Consider the following 15,826-nt stretch of genomic DNA (forward strand, 5'->3'; position numbering starts at 1 on the left):
ACTATAGCGTTCTCAAAGCGGAGTGAAAGTAGAGCGAATAGAGGAGCGGCGCGGTCGCGACGTCCGAGATCCTCGACGTGCGTCGCTGCAGCGGGCGGTCAATCGAGTTACTTCAGCCGTTCCTGTAAGAACGAGGGGTGTGCCGCCGTGATCCCCTCGATCGAGAGCACCCGCTCGGAGATGACTTCGCCGAGCGCGTCGCCGTCGGGCGCACGAACTTCGGCCATCAGCATATGATCGCCCGAGGAGGTGTACAGCGACTCGACGGCGTCCAGTTCCTTGAGTTCACGCGTCGCTTCGACGTACCGCTCGGAGGCGACGTCGAGTCCCACGAGAGCGATAGACGTCTCCGAGAGTTTCTTCGGGTCGACGTCGGCCGAGTAGCCGACGATGATACCTTCCTCTTCCATCTTCCGGATGTACTTTCGAACCGTCGGCTTCGAGACGTCCGCCCGCTCTGCGATCTCAGCGTACGACGCTTGGGCGTCGTCCTCGAGAACGTCGAGGATCCGGCCCTCCGTCGAGGTAGTCTCCATACCGGTATGTTTCGGTTGCCGGAAAAAATACCTTCCGAATAGAAAAACCGAACTCCCAACGCCGAAACAACCCCGAAACGGGGCGCGTGAGCCGTCGATACCGCCGGTTCAGCGCTGTTACTTGTGCTTGTCGAGGAACGTGTCGTAGACGCGTTCCCACTCGTAGTCGTCGTCGAAGTATCGCTCTGCGAGCGGTTCTTCGGGGATCTCACCGATACGCTGTTTCTCCTGCTGGTAGGACGGGCGGTCCTCGTCGACGTAGTACCGGCCCGTGAGGACGGTGCCCTCGTGGAGCACATTTTCCGTCTCGAACATCATCTCGGACGCTTCCGAGCGGTCGGTGTTGTCGAACTCGTAGTCGTCGGACTCGTTGACGTCGATGTAGGGGACGTACTGCTTTGCGTCCTTGTTCCAGGTCGGACACTGGGTGAGGAAGTCGACGTGGGAGAACCCGTCGTGTTCGATCGCCTCGACGATGATGTCTTTCGCCTGGTTGGGGTTGACTGCGGCCGTCCGGGCGACGTACGATGCGCCGGCGTTCAGCGACATCGACAGCGGCCGGATCGGGTCCTTCGCGGACCCGTGCGGTTGGGTCTTCGACTTGTGGCCCTTCGGCGACGTCGGCGACGTCTGGCCCTTCGTCAGCCCGAAGATCTCGTTGTTGAACACGATGTAGGTGATGTCGTGGTTCTCACGAGCTGTGTGCATGAAGTGGTTGCCACCGATACCGTAGCCGTCGCCGTCGCCGCCGGCCGCGACGACCGTCAGGCCGGGGTTGGCGAGTTTGGCCGCGCGCGCGATCGGGAGCGATCGGCCGTGGATCGTGTGGAAGCCGTAGCTGTCGAAGTAACTGTTCAGTTTGCCCGAGCAGCCGATGCCGGTGGAGACGAGCATCTCCTCGGGGGAGAGGCCCAGTTCGGCCGCCGCGCCCTTCAGGGCCTTCAGGACCCCGAAGTCGCCACAGCCGGGACACCAGGTAGGCTGCGGTTCGAGGCCGGGCGTGTACTCGTTACGGTCGTGTTCGGCGTGTTCGCCGATTGCACTGAATGCGCTCATAGTTAATCACTCGCTGCGGGGACGAACTTGGTCTCGTGGCCGGGCAGCGTCCCGTCCTCGACGATGCTGGTGACGAACCCGTCGACGATCTCGGCGGGCTCGAAGGGGTTGCCGTTGTACTTCAGGAGACTCGAGAGCTTCTCGCCGTAGCGACCGAGTTCCTTCTGGGTCAGGCCGCGGAACTGCGCGGAGGCGTTCATCTCGACGACGAGCACCTCGTCGACGCTCTCGACGAACTCGGTGACTTCTTCGACCGGGTACGGCGCCATCTCGGAGACGCCGAGCATCTTCACCGAGTGGCCATCGTCGTTCAGTCGGTCGACGGCCTCCTCGACGGTACCCTGCTGGGAGCCGAACGTCATAATGCCGTATTCGGCTTCTTCGGGCCCGTAGTGGGTGTTCGTCTCCTTGTCGGCGTCGAGGTCGGCGCGGATGGCTTCCATCTTCTCCATCCGTCGGTCGACCTGATTGACGCGGTTGTCGGGGTCCTCTGCGATGTGCCCGGCGGGCATATGCTCGTTCCCGGTCGCGAGGTAGCGGCCGCCCTTCTGGCCCGGAATGGACCGGGGGCTGACGCCGTCCTCGACGTCGTGCTGGAAGCGGTTGTACTTCCCGGAGGGGTCGTGCGGTGCGTCGACCAGTTCCTCCTCGGTGATGACAGAGCCGAGGTCCGCGTTCGGCTCCTCGTCGAAGACGCTCGCAGGCACGTTCTGAAGCTCGCCGCCGTTCTTCTGGTCGTAGAGGACGATCGACGGGATCTGGTACTCGTACGCGATCTGGAACGCGCGGCGCGTCTGTTTGTACGCCTCCACGGCGTCAGACGGCGCGAAGACGACGCGGTGGGAGTCGCCCTGCGAGGTGTAGAGGACGTGTTCGAGGTCGGCCTGTTCGGGCTTCGTCGGCATCCCGGTCGAGGGGCCGGCGCGCATCGCTTCGACGAGGACGACCGGCGTCTCGGTCATCTCGGCGAGGCCGAGCGGTTCGGACATCAGCGCGAAGCCGCCGCCCGAAGATCCGGACATCGCCTTCACGCCGGCGTGTGAGGCACCGAGTGCCAGCGCCGCCGCCGCGATTTCGTCTTCGACCTGCTCGGAGATGCCGCCGACCTCGGGGAGGTTCTGCGACATAATGGTGAAGACCTCGGTCCACGGCGTCATCGGGTAACCAGCGATGAAGCGACATCCCTCGTCGAGTGCGCCGTAGGCGATGGCGTCCGAGCCGGAGATGAGGACCTGCTCTTCGTCGTGTTCGCCCTCCGGAACCGACACGTCGGGTGCGTCGGCGTCGTACTCTTCGAGCACAGTCTCGTAGGCGTCGTCGAAGACGGCCATATTCGGCTCGAAGATCTTCTCGGGCATCGTGTCGTCCATCAGACTCTTGATGACTTCGGGTTCGATGCCGGCGATGGCGCAGGTGACGGCGACGCCCGCGGTGTTCCGCATCACTTCGCGGCCGTGCTCGCGGGCGATCGTGCGGAGGTCGATGTCGTAGACGTGCCAGCCGTTCTCCTCGACGCGCTCGTCGAAGTTCGGGATGTCGTCGGTGTCGAGCAGTCCGGAGTCGTAGACGATGACGCCGCCTTCGTTGAGTTCGTCGAGGTTCTCCGAGAGCGGCTTGACCTCCTCGTTGCCGTAGTATGCGTTCTCCTGGGGGTTCCGAGCGAAGGAGTCGCCCAGCGCCAGGAGGAAGTTGTACCCGTCACCGCGCGATTTCACGTTGTCCGCGGAGACGCGGACTTCCGTATAGGTGTGGCCACCACGGATGCGCGACGGGTAGTGACGATGCGTGAATACGTGCAGGCCCGCTCGCATCAGGGCCTTCGCGAAATTCTGGCTCGTCGAGGCGATCCCGTCGCCGGAACCACCCGCGATTCGCCAGATGAGTTCGTCGTCAGTCATATCTGAGCTCACGGCCCGTGTGGGCCACTACCGAAAACTTTCGGAAGGAATCGATTAAAGCCTTTGCTATAAGTTACCAAGGAAAGATGATGATGGACCTAATATGTGAACGTTTAGCACGCTAGTCGGCAAAATAACTGGACGTTCACAACCGTTTAGCAAAAAGACCCAGCAATTATTTGTTATTCTCGTCGCTCGCCCGCTAGACCGTCACTCGTTGTCGGGGCTTGAGGGGTGATACTCGGTGTCGTATTCGCCCGGCTGGTCGTCGAGCCGATCGGGGTTCATCCGGCCGCTGAGCAGCATAAAGTCGAGTATCGTGAGATTCAGCATCGCCTCGACGACCGGGACGGCACGCGGCGGCAGGACGGGGTCGTGACGGCCGACGACCTGGATGTCTTTCTCCTCTCCGGTCTCCCAGTCGACGGTCTTCTGCTCTTTCGGGATCGAGGTCGGGGCGTGCCAGGTGACCTCGCCGTAGATCGGCTGGCCGGTCGTGATGCCGCCCTGGAGGCCGCCGTGTTTGTTTCCTTCGGGCACCGGGTCGCCGTTCTCGTCGAACTCCCAGTCCTCGTTACGGTCTTTGCCGGTCCACTCGCGGGCTTCCGTCCCGAGACCGAACTCGAACGCCGTCGTCGCCGGAATCGACATCATCGCCTGGCCGAGCCGAGAGGGGAACGAGTCGAATCGCGGCGCGCCCAGGCCGCGCGGGACGCCGCGCGCCTCGAAGTAGATCGACCCCCCGATCGAGTCGCCCTCTGTCTGGTACTCGTCGATCAGGTCGCGCATCTCTTCGGCGGTCTCGGGGTCCGCACAGCGAACCTCGTTCTCCTCTGTGTGTTCGAGCATCTCCTCGAACGACACTTCCGGCGCCTCGATGTCGCCGATCTGGTTCACGTGCGCTTTGACCTGTACGTCCTGCGTTTCGAGGAGTTTCTTCGCGACCGCGCCGGCCGCGACCCAGTTCACCGTCTCGCGCGCCGACGAGCGGCCGCCGCCGCCCCAGTTGCGCGTGCCGAACTTCGCCGAGTAGGTGAAGTCGCCGTGGCTCGGGCGCGGAGCCGTGACGTAGGGCTCGTACTTGCCCGAGCGGGCGTCCTTGTTCTCGATGACCATCCCGATCGGCGTCCCCGTCGTGTAGCCGTCCTGGACGCCGGAGTTGATCACGACCGCGTCGGGCTCGCCCCGGGAGGTCGTGATCATCGACTGTCCCGGCTTGCGCCGGTCGAGTTCGGCCTGCACGTCGTCTTCGTCGAGTTCGAGCCCTGCCGGACAGCCCGAGACAGTCACGCCCATCGCATCGCCGTGGCTCTCGCCGTAGGTGGTGACCTGGAAGAGCCGGCCGAATCGGTTCCCGTTCATTACCTCGCCGTCGTGGTTCCGGCCATATATACGTTGCAGAAAGGCGCAATCGCCGGGCGGGGGAACGAATATACTTCCAGGCGACGAAGCGTGACACACCGAATTTTTCGGAGCACCGTATGGATCACATCGAATACGCATACACCCTCGGAATGGACGACGCGGCGGTCGAAGAGCGACTGGAGACGACAGGGACGGGCGTCCTCTCGCTCGCTGACGGCGACGACAGCTACGCCATCCCGCTGGCGCACTACTACGACGGCGACGGGCTCTACTTTCGTCTCGGAGTCACAGACGGGAGCCGGAAACAGGAACTCCTCGAGACGACAGACACCGCGTGCTACGTCCTCTACGGGACGGAGGATACTGACGATCCGCGGGGTATCGAGACCTGGAGCATCCTCGTGACCGGCCACCTCACCGAACTCCCAGAGTCCGAGCACGAGCGGTTCGACACCGCCGAGATAAACGAGCAGTTCTCGCCGATCCGCGTGTTCGACGAGGACATCGACGAGATGGAGATCGTCATCGTCGAACTCGAAATCGAGTCGATCACCGGACGCCACACGCCAGAGGCCTGATCCGAGCGGAATCTCGCCGGGCTACTCGGCCCGCTCGACGGCGACGCCGAGCGACGCCATCGCGTCGAAGAAGTTCGGGAACGACACGTCGACGTGCTCACCGCCCTCGATGACGGTGTCGCCGTCGGCGACGAGGCCCGCGACGGCCAGCGACATCACGATCCGGTGGTCGCCGCGACCGTCGACGCGCGCGCCGACGAGGTCACTCTCGCCGCCGTGGATCGTCAGTCGGTCCTGCTCTTCTGTCACCGACGCGCCCATCTTGCCGAGCTCTTCGGCCATCGCGCTCACGCGATCGGTCTCTTTGTAGCGGACGTGCTCGCAGTTCTCGATGACGGTGTCGCCGTCGGCGATCGCACCGAGCGCGGCGATCGTCGGCAGGAGGTCCGGCGTGTCGCCGACGTCCACGGCGGTCCCCGACAGCGACGCGCGCGAGATCGAGATTTCGCCCGCCTCGCGGTCCCACTCGATGTCTGCTCCCATCGCGTCGAGGACGTCGACGATGGCGCTGTCGCCCTGTGCGCTCGGGCGTGCGCCCTCGACGACGACCGTTTCACCGTCGGCGGCGGCGACGGCACCGGCCGCGAGGAGGTACGACATCGACGAGAAGTCGCCGGGGACGGCGTACTCACCGCCCGCAGGGTCGTAGGACTGCCCGCCCGGCACCGAGAATCCGTCCTCGGTCCGCTCGGCCTCGACGCCGAAATCCGCGAGCACTTCGAGCGTGATGTCGACGTACGGCGCGGACTTTAGCTCCGTTTCCAGTTCCACATCGATGCCCTCGTCGGTGACGGCGCCGGCCATCAGGAGCGCCGTGATGTACTGTGAGGAGACGTCGCCGGGGATCGAGACACTCCCCCCGGGCGTGTTGCCGCCGACGACGAGCGGCGCTTGGCCGTTGCCGCGGGTCGATTCCGCGCGCCCGCCGAGCTGTTGGACCGCGTCGAGCAGCGGTCCCTGCGGGCGCGAGCGGAGGGACTCGTCGCCGGTGAAGACGCAGAGCCCGGCGGCGAGCGCGCCACAGGCCGTGACGAGTCGCGTCGTCGTCCCCGAGTTCGCACAGTCGATCACGTCGTCGGGGACCTCGGGACGACCGTCGAACCCCGAGACGGCGAGTTCGGCGTCGTCGTCTGCGCGGTCGACCGTGCCGCCGAACGCTTCGACCGCCCGCATCGTCGCGCGGGTGTCGGCGCTCACGAGTGGGTCTGTGACGACCGCGTCGTCGCCGTAGCCCGCTGCGAGAATTGCCCGGTGCGTGTAACTCTTCGAGGGCGGCGCCCGCACGCGTCCCTCGACGCGCGACTGCGAGATAGTGACGTCCATACGGGTCGTTCTCGCTGGCGTGGGTATGATACTTACTGTCGAGTGGGCGGGGATTTATACCGGAAGACGCGGCCAGCGCTCCCGTGACGTAACGACGACCCCGCACCGGTCAGCGGTTGCCCGGCACGTCGGTGCGGGAGTGGAGGTGCCGGCTGTTCGCTCTATTCCTCATAGGGATTATCGTACCTGTTCGGAGATTCTCGCCGTACCGTCCGGCGAGACATCTATGGAGACTTACGATAACCCCTATCACCGCACGGAATCGAAAGGGGTGCGTCGCCGTTATCGACGGAGCGCCAGGAGTGCGGCGGCCGCGAGCGCGACAACTGACACCGAGAGACCGAACCCGGGGGAGTCGGTCGACGTCGTCGCGGGCGCGTCAGTCTCGGCCGTCGTTGTCGTGGTCGCCGCCTCAGTGGTCGCCGCCTCTGTGGTCGACGTCTCCGCCTGACTCTGGAGCGTCTGGTACTCCTCGTAGGCGTCGGGATGGACCGCTTCGAGAATCGTCTCCGCCGCGCGAACCGAACGGGGCGCGGGCTGCTGGAGGTAGTTCGTGTTCACGCGGACGACGTTGCCCTCTTGAATTGCCCTCGTGCTGTTGTACGCCTCGTTCTCGGGGATCGGGCTGTCTTCGGGGGCCACGATCCACTGCGGGTCGAGTTCGACGACCGTCTCGTCGTTGATCATCTGAAAGCCCGTGATGCCGGCTTCTGCGGCACCGTTCCGCACACCGGCGCTCTCCATCACGTCGCCGATGAACGTGTTCGCCCCCGAGGTGTAGCCGTGGAAGACGTTGAGCGCGAGCGGCCGGTCTTCGTCTTCGTCTTCGAGCGCCTGCTCCATCAGCGCGATCGACTGCCGCATCTCGTCGGCGCGTTCGACACCACCCTCGCAGTTTCCGGTGAGGCGGCCGATGCGTTCGGTTTTGTTAGCGACGGCTGCCAGCGACGTGGGCTGTCCGAACACGAACACCGGAACGCCCTGAGCACGGATCTGCTCGACGCGATCGGCCGCGAAGCCGTAGGTGCTGTTCGGCACCAAGACGAGGTCCGGATCGGCGGCGAGCACCTTCTCGACGCTCGGCCCGCCCGCGCCGGAGACGTTGACGCGGTCGCCCGATCCGGCCCCTTCGAGATAGGTCGCGTACTGTGAGAACCCGACGACTTCGTCGCGGGCACCGATTTCCCACATCGTCTGCGCGGCGCTCGGGTTGAGCGTCACGATCCGTTCGGGGTCGGCATCGAGCGTCACCTCGGTCCCGGTCGCGTCGGTTGCCGTGTACGGGAACGAACAGGTCACAGACGGCCCTGTGTGCGATGCGTCGCCGACAGCGGTGGGAGTCGCGCCCGCAGCGACACCCGACGCCGGCCCGACGGCCGCGAGGACGAGTAGCACTGCGAGTACGAGCACGCGGAATTGCATACCCTAGCCAGACCGCCGTTGCAACAAGTATTTGCCTAATCCAAGTGAGTTTGTGAACGTACCGTGACCCTCCGAACACGCACGATCGGGTGGTCGAGCGCGCTGACAGTCGCTCTCGCCGGCGTCGTCGTCGTCAGCGCCGGCATCGGTCCGGTGTCGATCCCCCCAGTCACGGTCGCGAAGATACTGCTCTCGGCGGACCCGTTTCCGTTCGGATTCGCCGCCGCCGACACCAGTCGGATCATCGTCCTCGACGTTCGGCTGCCGCGGATCGTCCTCGCGGCGTTCGTCGGATTCGCGCTCGCGACGGCGGGCGTCGTGATGCAGGGTTTCTTCCGCAACCCGATGGCCGATCCCTCGATCGTCGGCGTCTCCTCGGGCGCGGCCGTCGGCGCGGTCGCGACTATCGTGCTCCCGTTCGCGTTCCCGTTCGGGCTCGAACTACAGGGTGCGGCGTTCGTCTCTGCAATTCTCACCGCGTTCGGCGTCTACCTCATCGCCACGCGCGACGGCCACACACCGACGGCGACGCTTTTGCTCGCCGGCGTCGCTGTTCAGACGTTTCTCGGTGCGATGATCTCGCTGCTGCTCATCCACAGCGGCCAGAGCCTCCGCCGCGTCGTCTACTGGCTGATGGGCCACCTCGGGGGCACGACCTGGGACGACGTGCTCGTGATCGCCGTCATCCTGCCGCCGCTGTTCGTGCTCTTGCTGCTCTACGCGCGGGACCTGAACGTACTCCTGCTCGGTGAGGAAGACGCCCACGCGCTCGGCATCGAGGTCGAGCGCACGAAGCGACTGCTGCTCGCGGCGTCGAGCGTCGTCACCGCGGCGGCCGTCGCCGTGACCGGCGTGATCGGCTTCGTCGGCCTCATCGTCCCGCACGCGATGCGCCTGATCGTCGGCCCGGATCATCGCATCCTCCTCCCGACGAGCGCGCTCGCCGGTGCATCGTTCCTTGTGGCCACCGACACGCTCGCGCGCTCCGGTGCGACAGAGATTCCGGTCGGCATCGTGACGGCCGCTCTCGGGGCCCCGTTCTTCCTGTATCTCCTCCGCTCGCGGGAGGTGACACGGCTATGAACGATCCAAACGGCCCTCACGACCCCTCGGCTGACAGCCCGGCTGCGGCGCCGGAGGAGCCGCTCGTCCGGGTCGAAGACCTACAGATCGGATTCGGCGACACGACCGTGCTCGACGGACTGGACGCCGCCATCGACTCCGGCACGTTCGTCGGACTCGTCGGGCCGAACGGGGCGGGCAAGACGACGCTGCTCCGGGCGCTCAACGGGACGCTCAGTCCGACCTCCGGAACCGTCCGCGTGGCCGACGAATCCGTCCCCGACCTCTCCTCGAAGGCCGCCAGCCGACTCGTCGCGACCGTCCCCCAGGACACGACCGTCGCCTTCGAGTTCGATGCCCGCGCCGTCGTCGAGATGGGACGAAACCCACACCGGTCGCGCTTCGGCGGCTGGACAGCGGACGACACCGCAGCCGTCGAACGCGCCCTCGACCGAACAGACGCGCAGCGCTTCGCGGACCGGCCGGTGACGACGCTCTCTGGCGGCGAACGACAGCGCGTCCTGCTCGCGCGAGCGCTCGCACAGGAGACGCCACTCCTGCTTTTGGACGAGCCGACGGCGAGTCTCGACATCAACCACCAGGTCCGAACGCTCGAACTGGTGCGAGAACTCGTTTCACAGAACAAAACAGCAATCGCGGCGATTCACGACCTCAACCTCGCGGCGCACTACTGCGACGAACTGCTTCTCCTCTCGAACGGTCGCGTCGCCGCCCACGGTCCGCCCGAGTCGGTCCTGACGGAGACCGCGCTCGAAGCCGCCTTCGACGCCAACGCCGTCGTCTCACAGCACCCTGTCACGGGTTCGGTGTACGTCACAGCGCTGCCGGACGGCGACAGAGTCACCGAAAGCGAGCCGAGCGCCGACGCTGACGAGCGGAGCGGTCACGTCCACGTGGTCGGCGGCGGCGGAACGGCTGCACGGCACCTCTACGTGCTCGATGCGGCCGGCTTCGACGTCTCTGCAGGCGCGTTGAACGAAGGCGACACCGACACGGAGGCCGCTCGGAACCTCGCGCTCGACGTCGTGACAGTCGACCCGTTCGCCGGCGTCGGCCCGGAAGCCCGTGCGGCCGTCGAGCGGCGAGTCGAGGCGGCCGACTGCGTCGTCGTCGCCGACGTCGAAGTGGGGACGGGAAATCTCCCGAATCTCCGGGCTGCCACGGCCGCAGATCGCGTCGTCCTCGTCGAGGACCGTCCGTTCGCCGAACGGAACTACGTCGGGGCCGAGGCAGAGCGAGTCTACGAGACGCTGCGCGACCGGGCTCGGGTCGTCGATCCCGCGGACGTACCCCGCGCGGTCGCCGCGGCACTCTCGGGCGGCGATGCGAGCCGCTTCGGCGTTGACTCCGACGACGACTCGGCGTCACGCGTCCAACCGGAGTCGACGCGCGTGGCGGAAGAGTTGCCGCCAGACGACGTCGAGTCGTAATCTCTGACTCCGAACGTGGCCGATCGACGTCGAACGTGGCCGAAAGTGTCGATAAAATGGTCTGTCTTCGCTGGCGGGGACTGTTCCCGCTGTCGAGGGTAATCGGTAGACGGCTACACGCGGGCCACCGTGAGATTAATTACCATTGCCGTGGTAGTTCTGTATTCCCCTCGATTACTTCCTACGACCACCAACGTATCGGCTCGGTATTGTGTTCGCACACGGCCGACAGATTTTTTAGGCGCGCCTGATAACGTATGGTTGAGAACGAGACGGTGGTTCGGTTCTCACCGGCCTCCAGTACAACAAAATGAGTGATGCCCTTCACGCGCGCACGCGCGACAGCACAGAGGAGCAGGAGCGAAAGTGGCGCGACCACAACGCGGCGGCTGATGCGACCCGCTCCGAAGCGACGAAGCGATCGGAATCGACAGAGAGCGAAGACGAAACCCTCCACTGCCCCGAGTGTGACTCGGCCGAGATCGTCACGGACGACGAGCGCGGCGAGACGGTCTGTGCGGACTGTGGCCTCGTCGTCGACGAGGACTCGATCGACCGCGGCCCCGAGTGGCGGGCCTTCGACAGCGCCGAGCGCGACGAGAAGTCTCGCGTCGGCGCACCGACGACGAACCTGATGCACGACAAGGGGCTGTCGACCAACATCGGCTGGCAGAACAAAGACGCCTACGGCAACTCGCTGTCGTCGAATCAGCGCCAGAAGATGCAGCGGCTCCGCACCTGGAACGAGCGCTTCCGCACGCGCGACTCGAAAGAGCGCAACCTCAAACAGGCGCTCGGCGAGATCGACCGGATGGCCTCGGCGCTCGGGCTCCCGGAGAACGTCCGGGAGACCGCGTCGGTCATCTACCGCCGCGCGCTCGACGAGGAGCTGCTCCCCGGCCGCTCCATCGAGGGAATCGCGACCGCATCGCTGCACGCCGCGGCCCGAATGGCGCAGGTACCGCGGAGTATCGACGAAGTCGCGCGCGTCTCGCGCGTCGACGAGGACGAGTTCGAGCGGGCGTACCGCTACGTCGTACGCGAGCTCTCGCTGGAAATCCAGCCGGCGGACCCCGCCGAGTACGTCCCGCGGTTCGCCTCGGATCTCGACATTCCCAAAGAGACCGAGCGAACGGCCAACGAGCTGCTGGAGAACGCAAAGCGCGAGAACGTCCACTCCGGGAAGTCGCCGGTCGGCCTCGCAGCCGCCGCGCTCTACGCCGCAGCCCAGTTGACCAACGAGGAACTGACACAGGCGGACGTGAGTGACGTGACGGACATCTCGGAAGTCACGATCCGAAACCGCTACCAGGAGCTACTCGAAGCCTGGGACCTCGACTCGCCGTACGGCGGTCGCAGCAGCGCGGCCGAGGCATAGGTCCGTCTCTGTTCCCGCTGGAGTAGTCTCTTTTCGGCGAGACGGTCCGATTATTCGATGACGACCACGCCCTTCATCCCGAGCGTCCGATGTGGTGTGCAGTAGTATTTGACCACCCCTGACTCCTCGAAGGTCTGCGTGTAGGTGTGGCCCGCACCATTCCGCTGCTCGGAACTGAACGACCCGTCTTCGGCCACGACGTCGTGTGGACCGCCGCGGCCGCTCCACTCCCAGACGACAGTGGTCCCGGTCGATACCCGAACGGCAGCGGGGCCGTAGCCCCAGTTGCCACCGTTGGCCTCGGCGCCGACAGTGATGGCGACTTCCGAATTTCCGGTTTTGTCGACGATTCCATCGTAGTTCGACGCATTCGAGAGATAGCCCTCGAAAGCGGGGGCCGACCCGGATCCGTCAGCGTCCGTATCTCCGCTTGAATCACCCGCTTCGGAGGTGCCCGACGTACTGCCCCCAGAACAGCCGGCGAGACCGGCAGCGAGTGCCGCGGTCGCCCCGACGACCGTCCGACGCGAGAGCTGCGTTCGTGCCATCGCTTGGGGTAGGGGTTTCACATAATAAGGAGCATCCATTCGTTCTCAATCTCCGAAAACGGGCAGAACCGGTTCGCCTATGCGGTTCTTCGCTCCGATCGATGACTGACTCGACAGAGATGCGCGTGACCGAACCGCGGAGCGACGCGACTCCGGAGTGGGAAGTGTTCCTGCGCTCCGAAGAGAGCGAACCGCTACAGCACGTCGGGAGCGTCACGGCCCCGAGCGAGGCCGTCGCCCGCGAGCAGGCGGCGTCGCTGTTCGAGTGGACGGCGCACACGCTGTGGCTCTGTCGTGCGGACGACGTCGAGCGGTTTACGAACCGTGACCTGGGCGAGACGCACGTCGACGACGCGCCGCCGGAAGCGTCGGTGCCGAACGCATCGACGCCCGATACGGGGGCAGACGTGCCGGGGGGTGCATCGCAGTGATCTCGATCAGCAAACTCCTGTGCGACCTCGATGCGGAGGGTGATGGCCTCCGGTACGACGACGGAGCGGACTCCTCACGCGAGCAGATCACCGAGGAGCGAACGACGAAGCCGGTCGTCGTCTGGAACGTCACGCGGCGCTGTAACCTCTACTGCGAGCACTGCTACGCCGGTGCAGACCTCGATGCCGCGTCGGGCGAACTGACGACGGCAGAGGGGAAACAGCTCCTCGACGAACTCGCGGACTACGGCGTGCCAGTCGTGCTGTTTTCGGGCGGAGAACCACTCGTCCGCGACGACCTCGAAGAACTCGTCGCGTACGCCTCAGACGCCGGCATCCGCCCCGTCCTCTCGACGAATGGGACGCTCGCGACGCCGGAACGGGCCGCCGCGCTTCGCGAGGCGGGCCTGAAGTACGCGGGCGTCTCCGTCGACGGGATGCCCGAGCGCAACGACGCCTTCCGCGGGCAGGACGGCGCGTTCGACGCCGCCGTCCGCGGCATCGAGAACTTCCTCGACGCCGGGCTGAAGACCGGCCTCCGCTACACGATCACCGAGAAGAACGCACCGGATATGGAGTCAGTCGTCGATCTTCTCTCGGACGTCGGCCTCGATCGGTTCTGCTTCTATCACCTCGATTACGGCGGTCGCGGGGGCGAGATCGCCGATGCGGACCTCTCGCCGACAGAGCGGCGGGAGGCCGTCGAACAGCTCTGTGAGATGACGCTCGAGTACCACGACGAGGGCGAGGAGATCGAGACGCTCCTCGTCGGCAACTACGCCGACGCGGCGTTCCTCGTCGAGTACGCTCGCGATCAGTTCGGGGCGGCGAAGGCCGACGCCGTCAGGCGGTATCTCGAAGTCAACGGCGGCGATCCAACCGGCGAGCGCGTCGCCGACGTCGACTACCAGGGCAACGTCCACCTGACGCAGTTCTGGCAGGGCTACAGCCTCGGCAACGTCCGCGATCGGCCGTTCGGCGCGATCTGGGAGGACGAGTCGAACCCGCTGTTGGCCGCGCTGCGGAACCGCGAAGATCACCTCACTGGAAAGTGCGCCAACTGTCGCTATCAGGACGTCTGTCGCGGGGGCTCGCGACTCCGGGCGATCGCGGCCGACGGCGACGTGTTCGGCCCAGATCCGCAGTGTTACCTGACGCCGCAGGAGCGCCTCGGATCGGCGGCAGACGTGGGCGGCTCAGCGGCGGACTGATAGGGGTCATCGTGAGTCCTCATAGCTTCTCCCGGACGGTGAGAAGCTATGAACGGTTACGATAACCCCTATGATACTGTCGGATACGAGTCCGGCAGTACGAGCGGGCCGGTAGTCGTGAAAAGACCCTGCACGACATACGCGTGGCAGTCTGCGTTCTTCACGGGCGGAATTGGCTATTACGACCCGTCAGGACGACGATTCCCGGCAATTGAGAAGCGGATTCTGTTTATATGTCTTTTCGGCTCGTAGTAGAAACTGTAATGAGCCACTCACGCCCCACCCAATCGGTCGGAATCGACCCCCTCAAGATCGCCCTCGGCGTGTTCGTCCTCGTCGGCGTCGCCCTGACGGCTGTGGCGGCGTACGCACTGATCGACACGACGGCCGGCGGCATCAGCGCGCTTCCCCCCGAACTCGCGATGACGTTCATCTTCGGCGCAGCGCTGCTCGCCACCGGCGCTGCCGTCCGCCGAGTCATTCCCGCGCGGTAAAACGACTTTTCTGAAAAATCGCAAACGCTACTGTAGTACGCCACCAGTCGCTGCTGACTCGTTCGTTCTGGGACGGCCAGCGCAAGGCTTAGGTCTCTCGTCGTGGTAACGAGTACCAAACAATGGAGGGTATCGACCCCGAATTCCCGGAGTGTTGTGCCACCTGCCCGCACCGCGATTCGTTCAAAGCGACCTGTACGCACGAGCTTCGACAGTCGGTCGTCTGGGAGGTCGACGGAACGCGCCCCTGTCCCGTCTACGCACACGAGAAGACGGACGCGATGCGGAAGCTATCGAACTCGCTGTACGGACAGTAGCTCGGATTCTATCGTCCGAGCCCGAGCGTTCGCCAGAGTGCGGCGACTGTGAGGACGAACAGCGCGGTCGAGAGGTCGTAAGCGTACGCGCCCGTCGTCGCGCCGACGATCGCTGTCGACGCACCGCCGACGAACCCCGAGAGCACCGCCGCGATTACGGGACCGACGCAGCTCACACACGTCACGAGTCCGACGAGCCCCGAGAGCACTCCTGCTGCGGCACGAGCGACTCCCACGTACACGAGAACCGAAAGCGACAGGTAGCCGATGGTCTCGAACGGGACGAGCGCGAGCGAGATCGGCCCATCGACGAGCACGACTGGTCCCCAGCCGGGCAACGCCGGGACGAGCCGCGCCGATAGCGCACCACCGGAACCGGCGCCGATCAGTCCGCTCGTCCACCCGAGAACGACGAGGTAGCCGACCGCGACGCCCCCGGCCACGGCGGACCGGCGGGTCGTCGGCGCGGGGACGTCGACGGCGCGGACGGCGAGGATGGCGACGTTGACCCAGACGAACGGGTACGCCGCGTGGCGAACCGAGAGTATCGCCGACCCGGTCGCGAGCACGTAGCCCGCGACGAGCGCGAGCTCGACTGCCAGTAAGAGTCCGAGGAGGCGAATCGTCCGCAGTGCTGGTCGCGGGAGCGACCGTCCGAGCGTCGGTGTCGTGGGCATCGTTTGTCGGGGCGAACGTGTGTTCGTATCGGAGTTGGTCGGAGGAAAAAGATGTTCGTCGTCGAGACGACTCGTGCGC

Annotated in this window: 16 protein-coding genes; 8 read left to right on the forward strand and 8 right to left on the reverse strand. The window is 65.5% G+C overall.

The genetic code is table 11. The features are described from left to right. Positions 1-107: 107 nt before the first annotated feature. The 4 genes from lrpA1 to aroC all read right to left on the reverse strand — a co-directional run bounded on the left by lrpA1 (position 108) and on the right by aroC (position 4,852). Complete coding sequence (lrpA1, locus tag RBH22_RS03955; protein ID WP_256290605.1) at positions 108-536, reverse strand: HTH-type transcriptional regulator LrpA1; 429 nt, start codon at positions 534-536, stop codon at positions 108-110. A 117-nt stretch (positions 537-653) separates the two neighbouring features. Continuing rightward, positions 654-1,592 (reverse strand): thiamine pyrophosphate-dependent enzyme, encoded by a 939-nt coding sequence (locus tag RBH22_RS03960; protein WP_121570849.1) that lies wholly within the window; start codon positions 1,590-1,592, stop codon positions 654-656. 2 nt (positions 1,593-1,594) lie between these two features. Next, positions 1,595-3,490, reverse strand: a complete 1,896-nt coding sequence (locus RBH22_RS03965; protein WP_306676589.1) for a 2-oxoacid:acceptor oxidoreductase subunit alpha — start codon at positions 3,488-3,490, stop codon at positions 1,595-1,597. A 210-nt stretch (positions 3,491-3,700) separates the two neighbouring features. Further along, complete coding sequence (gene aroC / locus RBH22_RS03970) at positions 3,701-4,852, reverse strand: chorismate synthase (RefSeq protein WP_256544943.1); 1,152 nt, start codon at positions 4,850-4,852, stop codon at positions 3,701-3,703. A 119-nt stretch (positions 4,853-4,971) separates the two neighbouring features. Between aroC and RBH22_RS03975 the strand changes: the two genes are divergently transcribed. Then, complete coding sequence (locus RBH22_RS03975; RefSeq protein WP_256544944.1) at positions 4,972-5,433, forward strand: pyridoxamine 5'-phosphate oxidase family protein; 462 nt, start codon at positions 4,972-4,974, stop codon at positions 5,431-5,433. A 21-nt stretch (positions 5,434-5,454) separates the two neighbouring features. On the opposite strand, the gene aroA is transcribed toward RBH22_RS03975, so the two are convergent. Together aroA and RBH22_RS03985 are read right to left on the reverse strand one after the other, a co-directional pair. Continuing rightward, positions 5,455-6,756 carry a 3-phosphoshikimate 1-carboxyvinyltransferase gene (gene aroA / locus RBH22_RS03980; RefSeq protein ID WP_306676590.1) on the reverse strand — a complete coding sequence of 434 codons (1,302 nt, stop codon included), beginning with the start codon at positions 6,754-6,756 and terminating at the stop codon, positions 5,455-5,457. A gap of 282 nt (positions 6,757-7,038) precedes the next feature. Further along, positions 7,039-8,178: a PGF-CTERM-anchored ABC transporter substrate-binding protein gene (locus RBH22_RS03985; RefSeq protein WP_306676591.1), complete on the reverse strand. Its 1,140-nt coding sequence runs from the start codon at positions 8,176-8,178 to the stop codon at positions 7,039-7,041. A 63-nt stretch (positions 8,179-8,241) separates the two neighbouring features. On the opposite strand from RBH22_RS03985, the gene btuC reads away from it, so the two are divergent. The 3 genes from btuC (at position 8,242) to RBH22_RS04000 (ending at position 12,069) form a co-directional block, all read left to right on the forward strand. Then, positions 8,242-9,261 carry a vitamin B12 ABC transporter permease BtuC gene (gene btuC, locus RBH22_RS03990; protein ID WP_256544947.1) on the forward strand — a complete coding sequence of 340 codons (1,020 nt, stop codon included), beginning with the start codon at positions 8,242-8,244 and terminating at the stop codon, positions 9,259-9,261. Further along, positions 9,258-10,691, forward strand: coding sequence for a heme ABC transporter ATP-binding protein (locus RBH22_RS03995; protein ID WP_306676592.1), 1,434 nt, complete (start codon positions 9,258-9,260; stop codon positions 10,689-10,691). The genes btuC and RBH22_RS03995 overlap by 4 nt, the downstream gene beginning before the upstream one ends. Positions 10,692-11,001: 310 nt before the next feature. After that, a complete protein-coding gene (locus RBH22_RS04000; RefSeq protein ID WP_306676593.1) occupies positions 11,002-12,069 on the forward strand; it encodes a transcription initiation factor IIB in 1,068 nt (355 codons plus the stop codon). 50 nt (positions 12,070-12,119) lie between these two features. Here the strand turns inward: RBH22_RS04000 and RBH22_RS04005 are convergent, their stop codons facing one another. Next, the gene (locus tag RBH22_RS04005; protein ID WP_306676594.1) at positions 12,120-12,617 is read right to left on the reverse strand and encodes a halocyanin domain-containing protein; all 498 of its coding nucleotides are present in this window, start codon (positions 12,615-12,617) and stop codon (positions 12,120-12,122) included. 101 nt (positions 12,618-12,718) lie between these two features. Here RBH22_RS04005 and RBH22_RS04010 point away from each other — a divergent pair, with 101 nt between their 5' ends. The 4 genes from RBH22_RS04010 to RBH22_RS04025 all read left to right on the forward strand — a co-directional run bounded on the left by RBH22_RS04010 (position 12,719) and on the right by RBH22_RS04025 (position 15,070). Next, positions 12,719-13,048: an Htur_1727 family rSAM-partnered candidate RiPP gene (locus RBH22_RS04010; protein WP_306676595.1), complete on the forward strand. Its 330-nt coding sequence runs from the start codon at positions 12,719-12,721 to the stop codon at positions 13,046-13,048. Then, positions 13,045-14,259: a TIGR04347 family pseudo-SAM/SPASM protein gene (locus RBH22_RS04015; protein ID WP_306676596.1), complete on the forward strand. Its 1,215-nt coding sequence runs from the start codon at positions 13,045-13,047 to the stop codon at positions 14,257-14,259. The genes RBH22_RS04010 and RBH22_RS04015 overlap by 4 nt, the downstream gene beginning before the upstream one ends. Positions 14,260-14,522: 263 nt before the next feature. Continuing rightward, on the forward strand, positions 14,523-14,753 hold the full coding sequence (locus RBH22_RS04020; RefSeq protein ID WP_256544953.1) for a hypothetical protein: 231 nt from the start codon (positions 14,523-14,525) through the stop codon (positions 14,751-14,753). A 122-nt stretch (positions 14,754-14,875) separates the two neighbouring features. Next, the gene (locus RBH22_RS04025) at positions 14,876-15,070 is read left to right on the forward strand and encodes a hypothetical protein (RefSeq protein WP_256544954.1); all 195 of its coding nucleotides are present in this window, start codon (positions 14,876-14,878) and stop codon (positions 15,068-15,070) included. A gap of 8 nt (positions 15,071-15,078) precedes the next feature. Here the strand turns inward: RBH22_RS04025 and RBH22_RS04030 are convergent, their stop codons facing one another. Then, positions 15,079-15,747 carry a hypothetical protein gene (locus tag RBH22_RS04030; protein WP_306676597.1) on the reverse strand — a complete coding sequence of 223 codons (669 nt, stop codon included), beginning with the start codon at positions 15,745-15,747 and terminating at the stop codon, positions 15,079-15,081. Positions 15,748-15,826: the final 79 nt, after the last annotated feature.

The organism is Halobellus sp. H-GB7 (genome assembly GCF_030848585.1).
Taxonomy (GTDB): Archaea; Halobacteriota; Halobacteria; order Halobacteriales; family Haloferacaceae; genus Haloquadratum; species Haloquadratum inordinatus.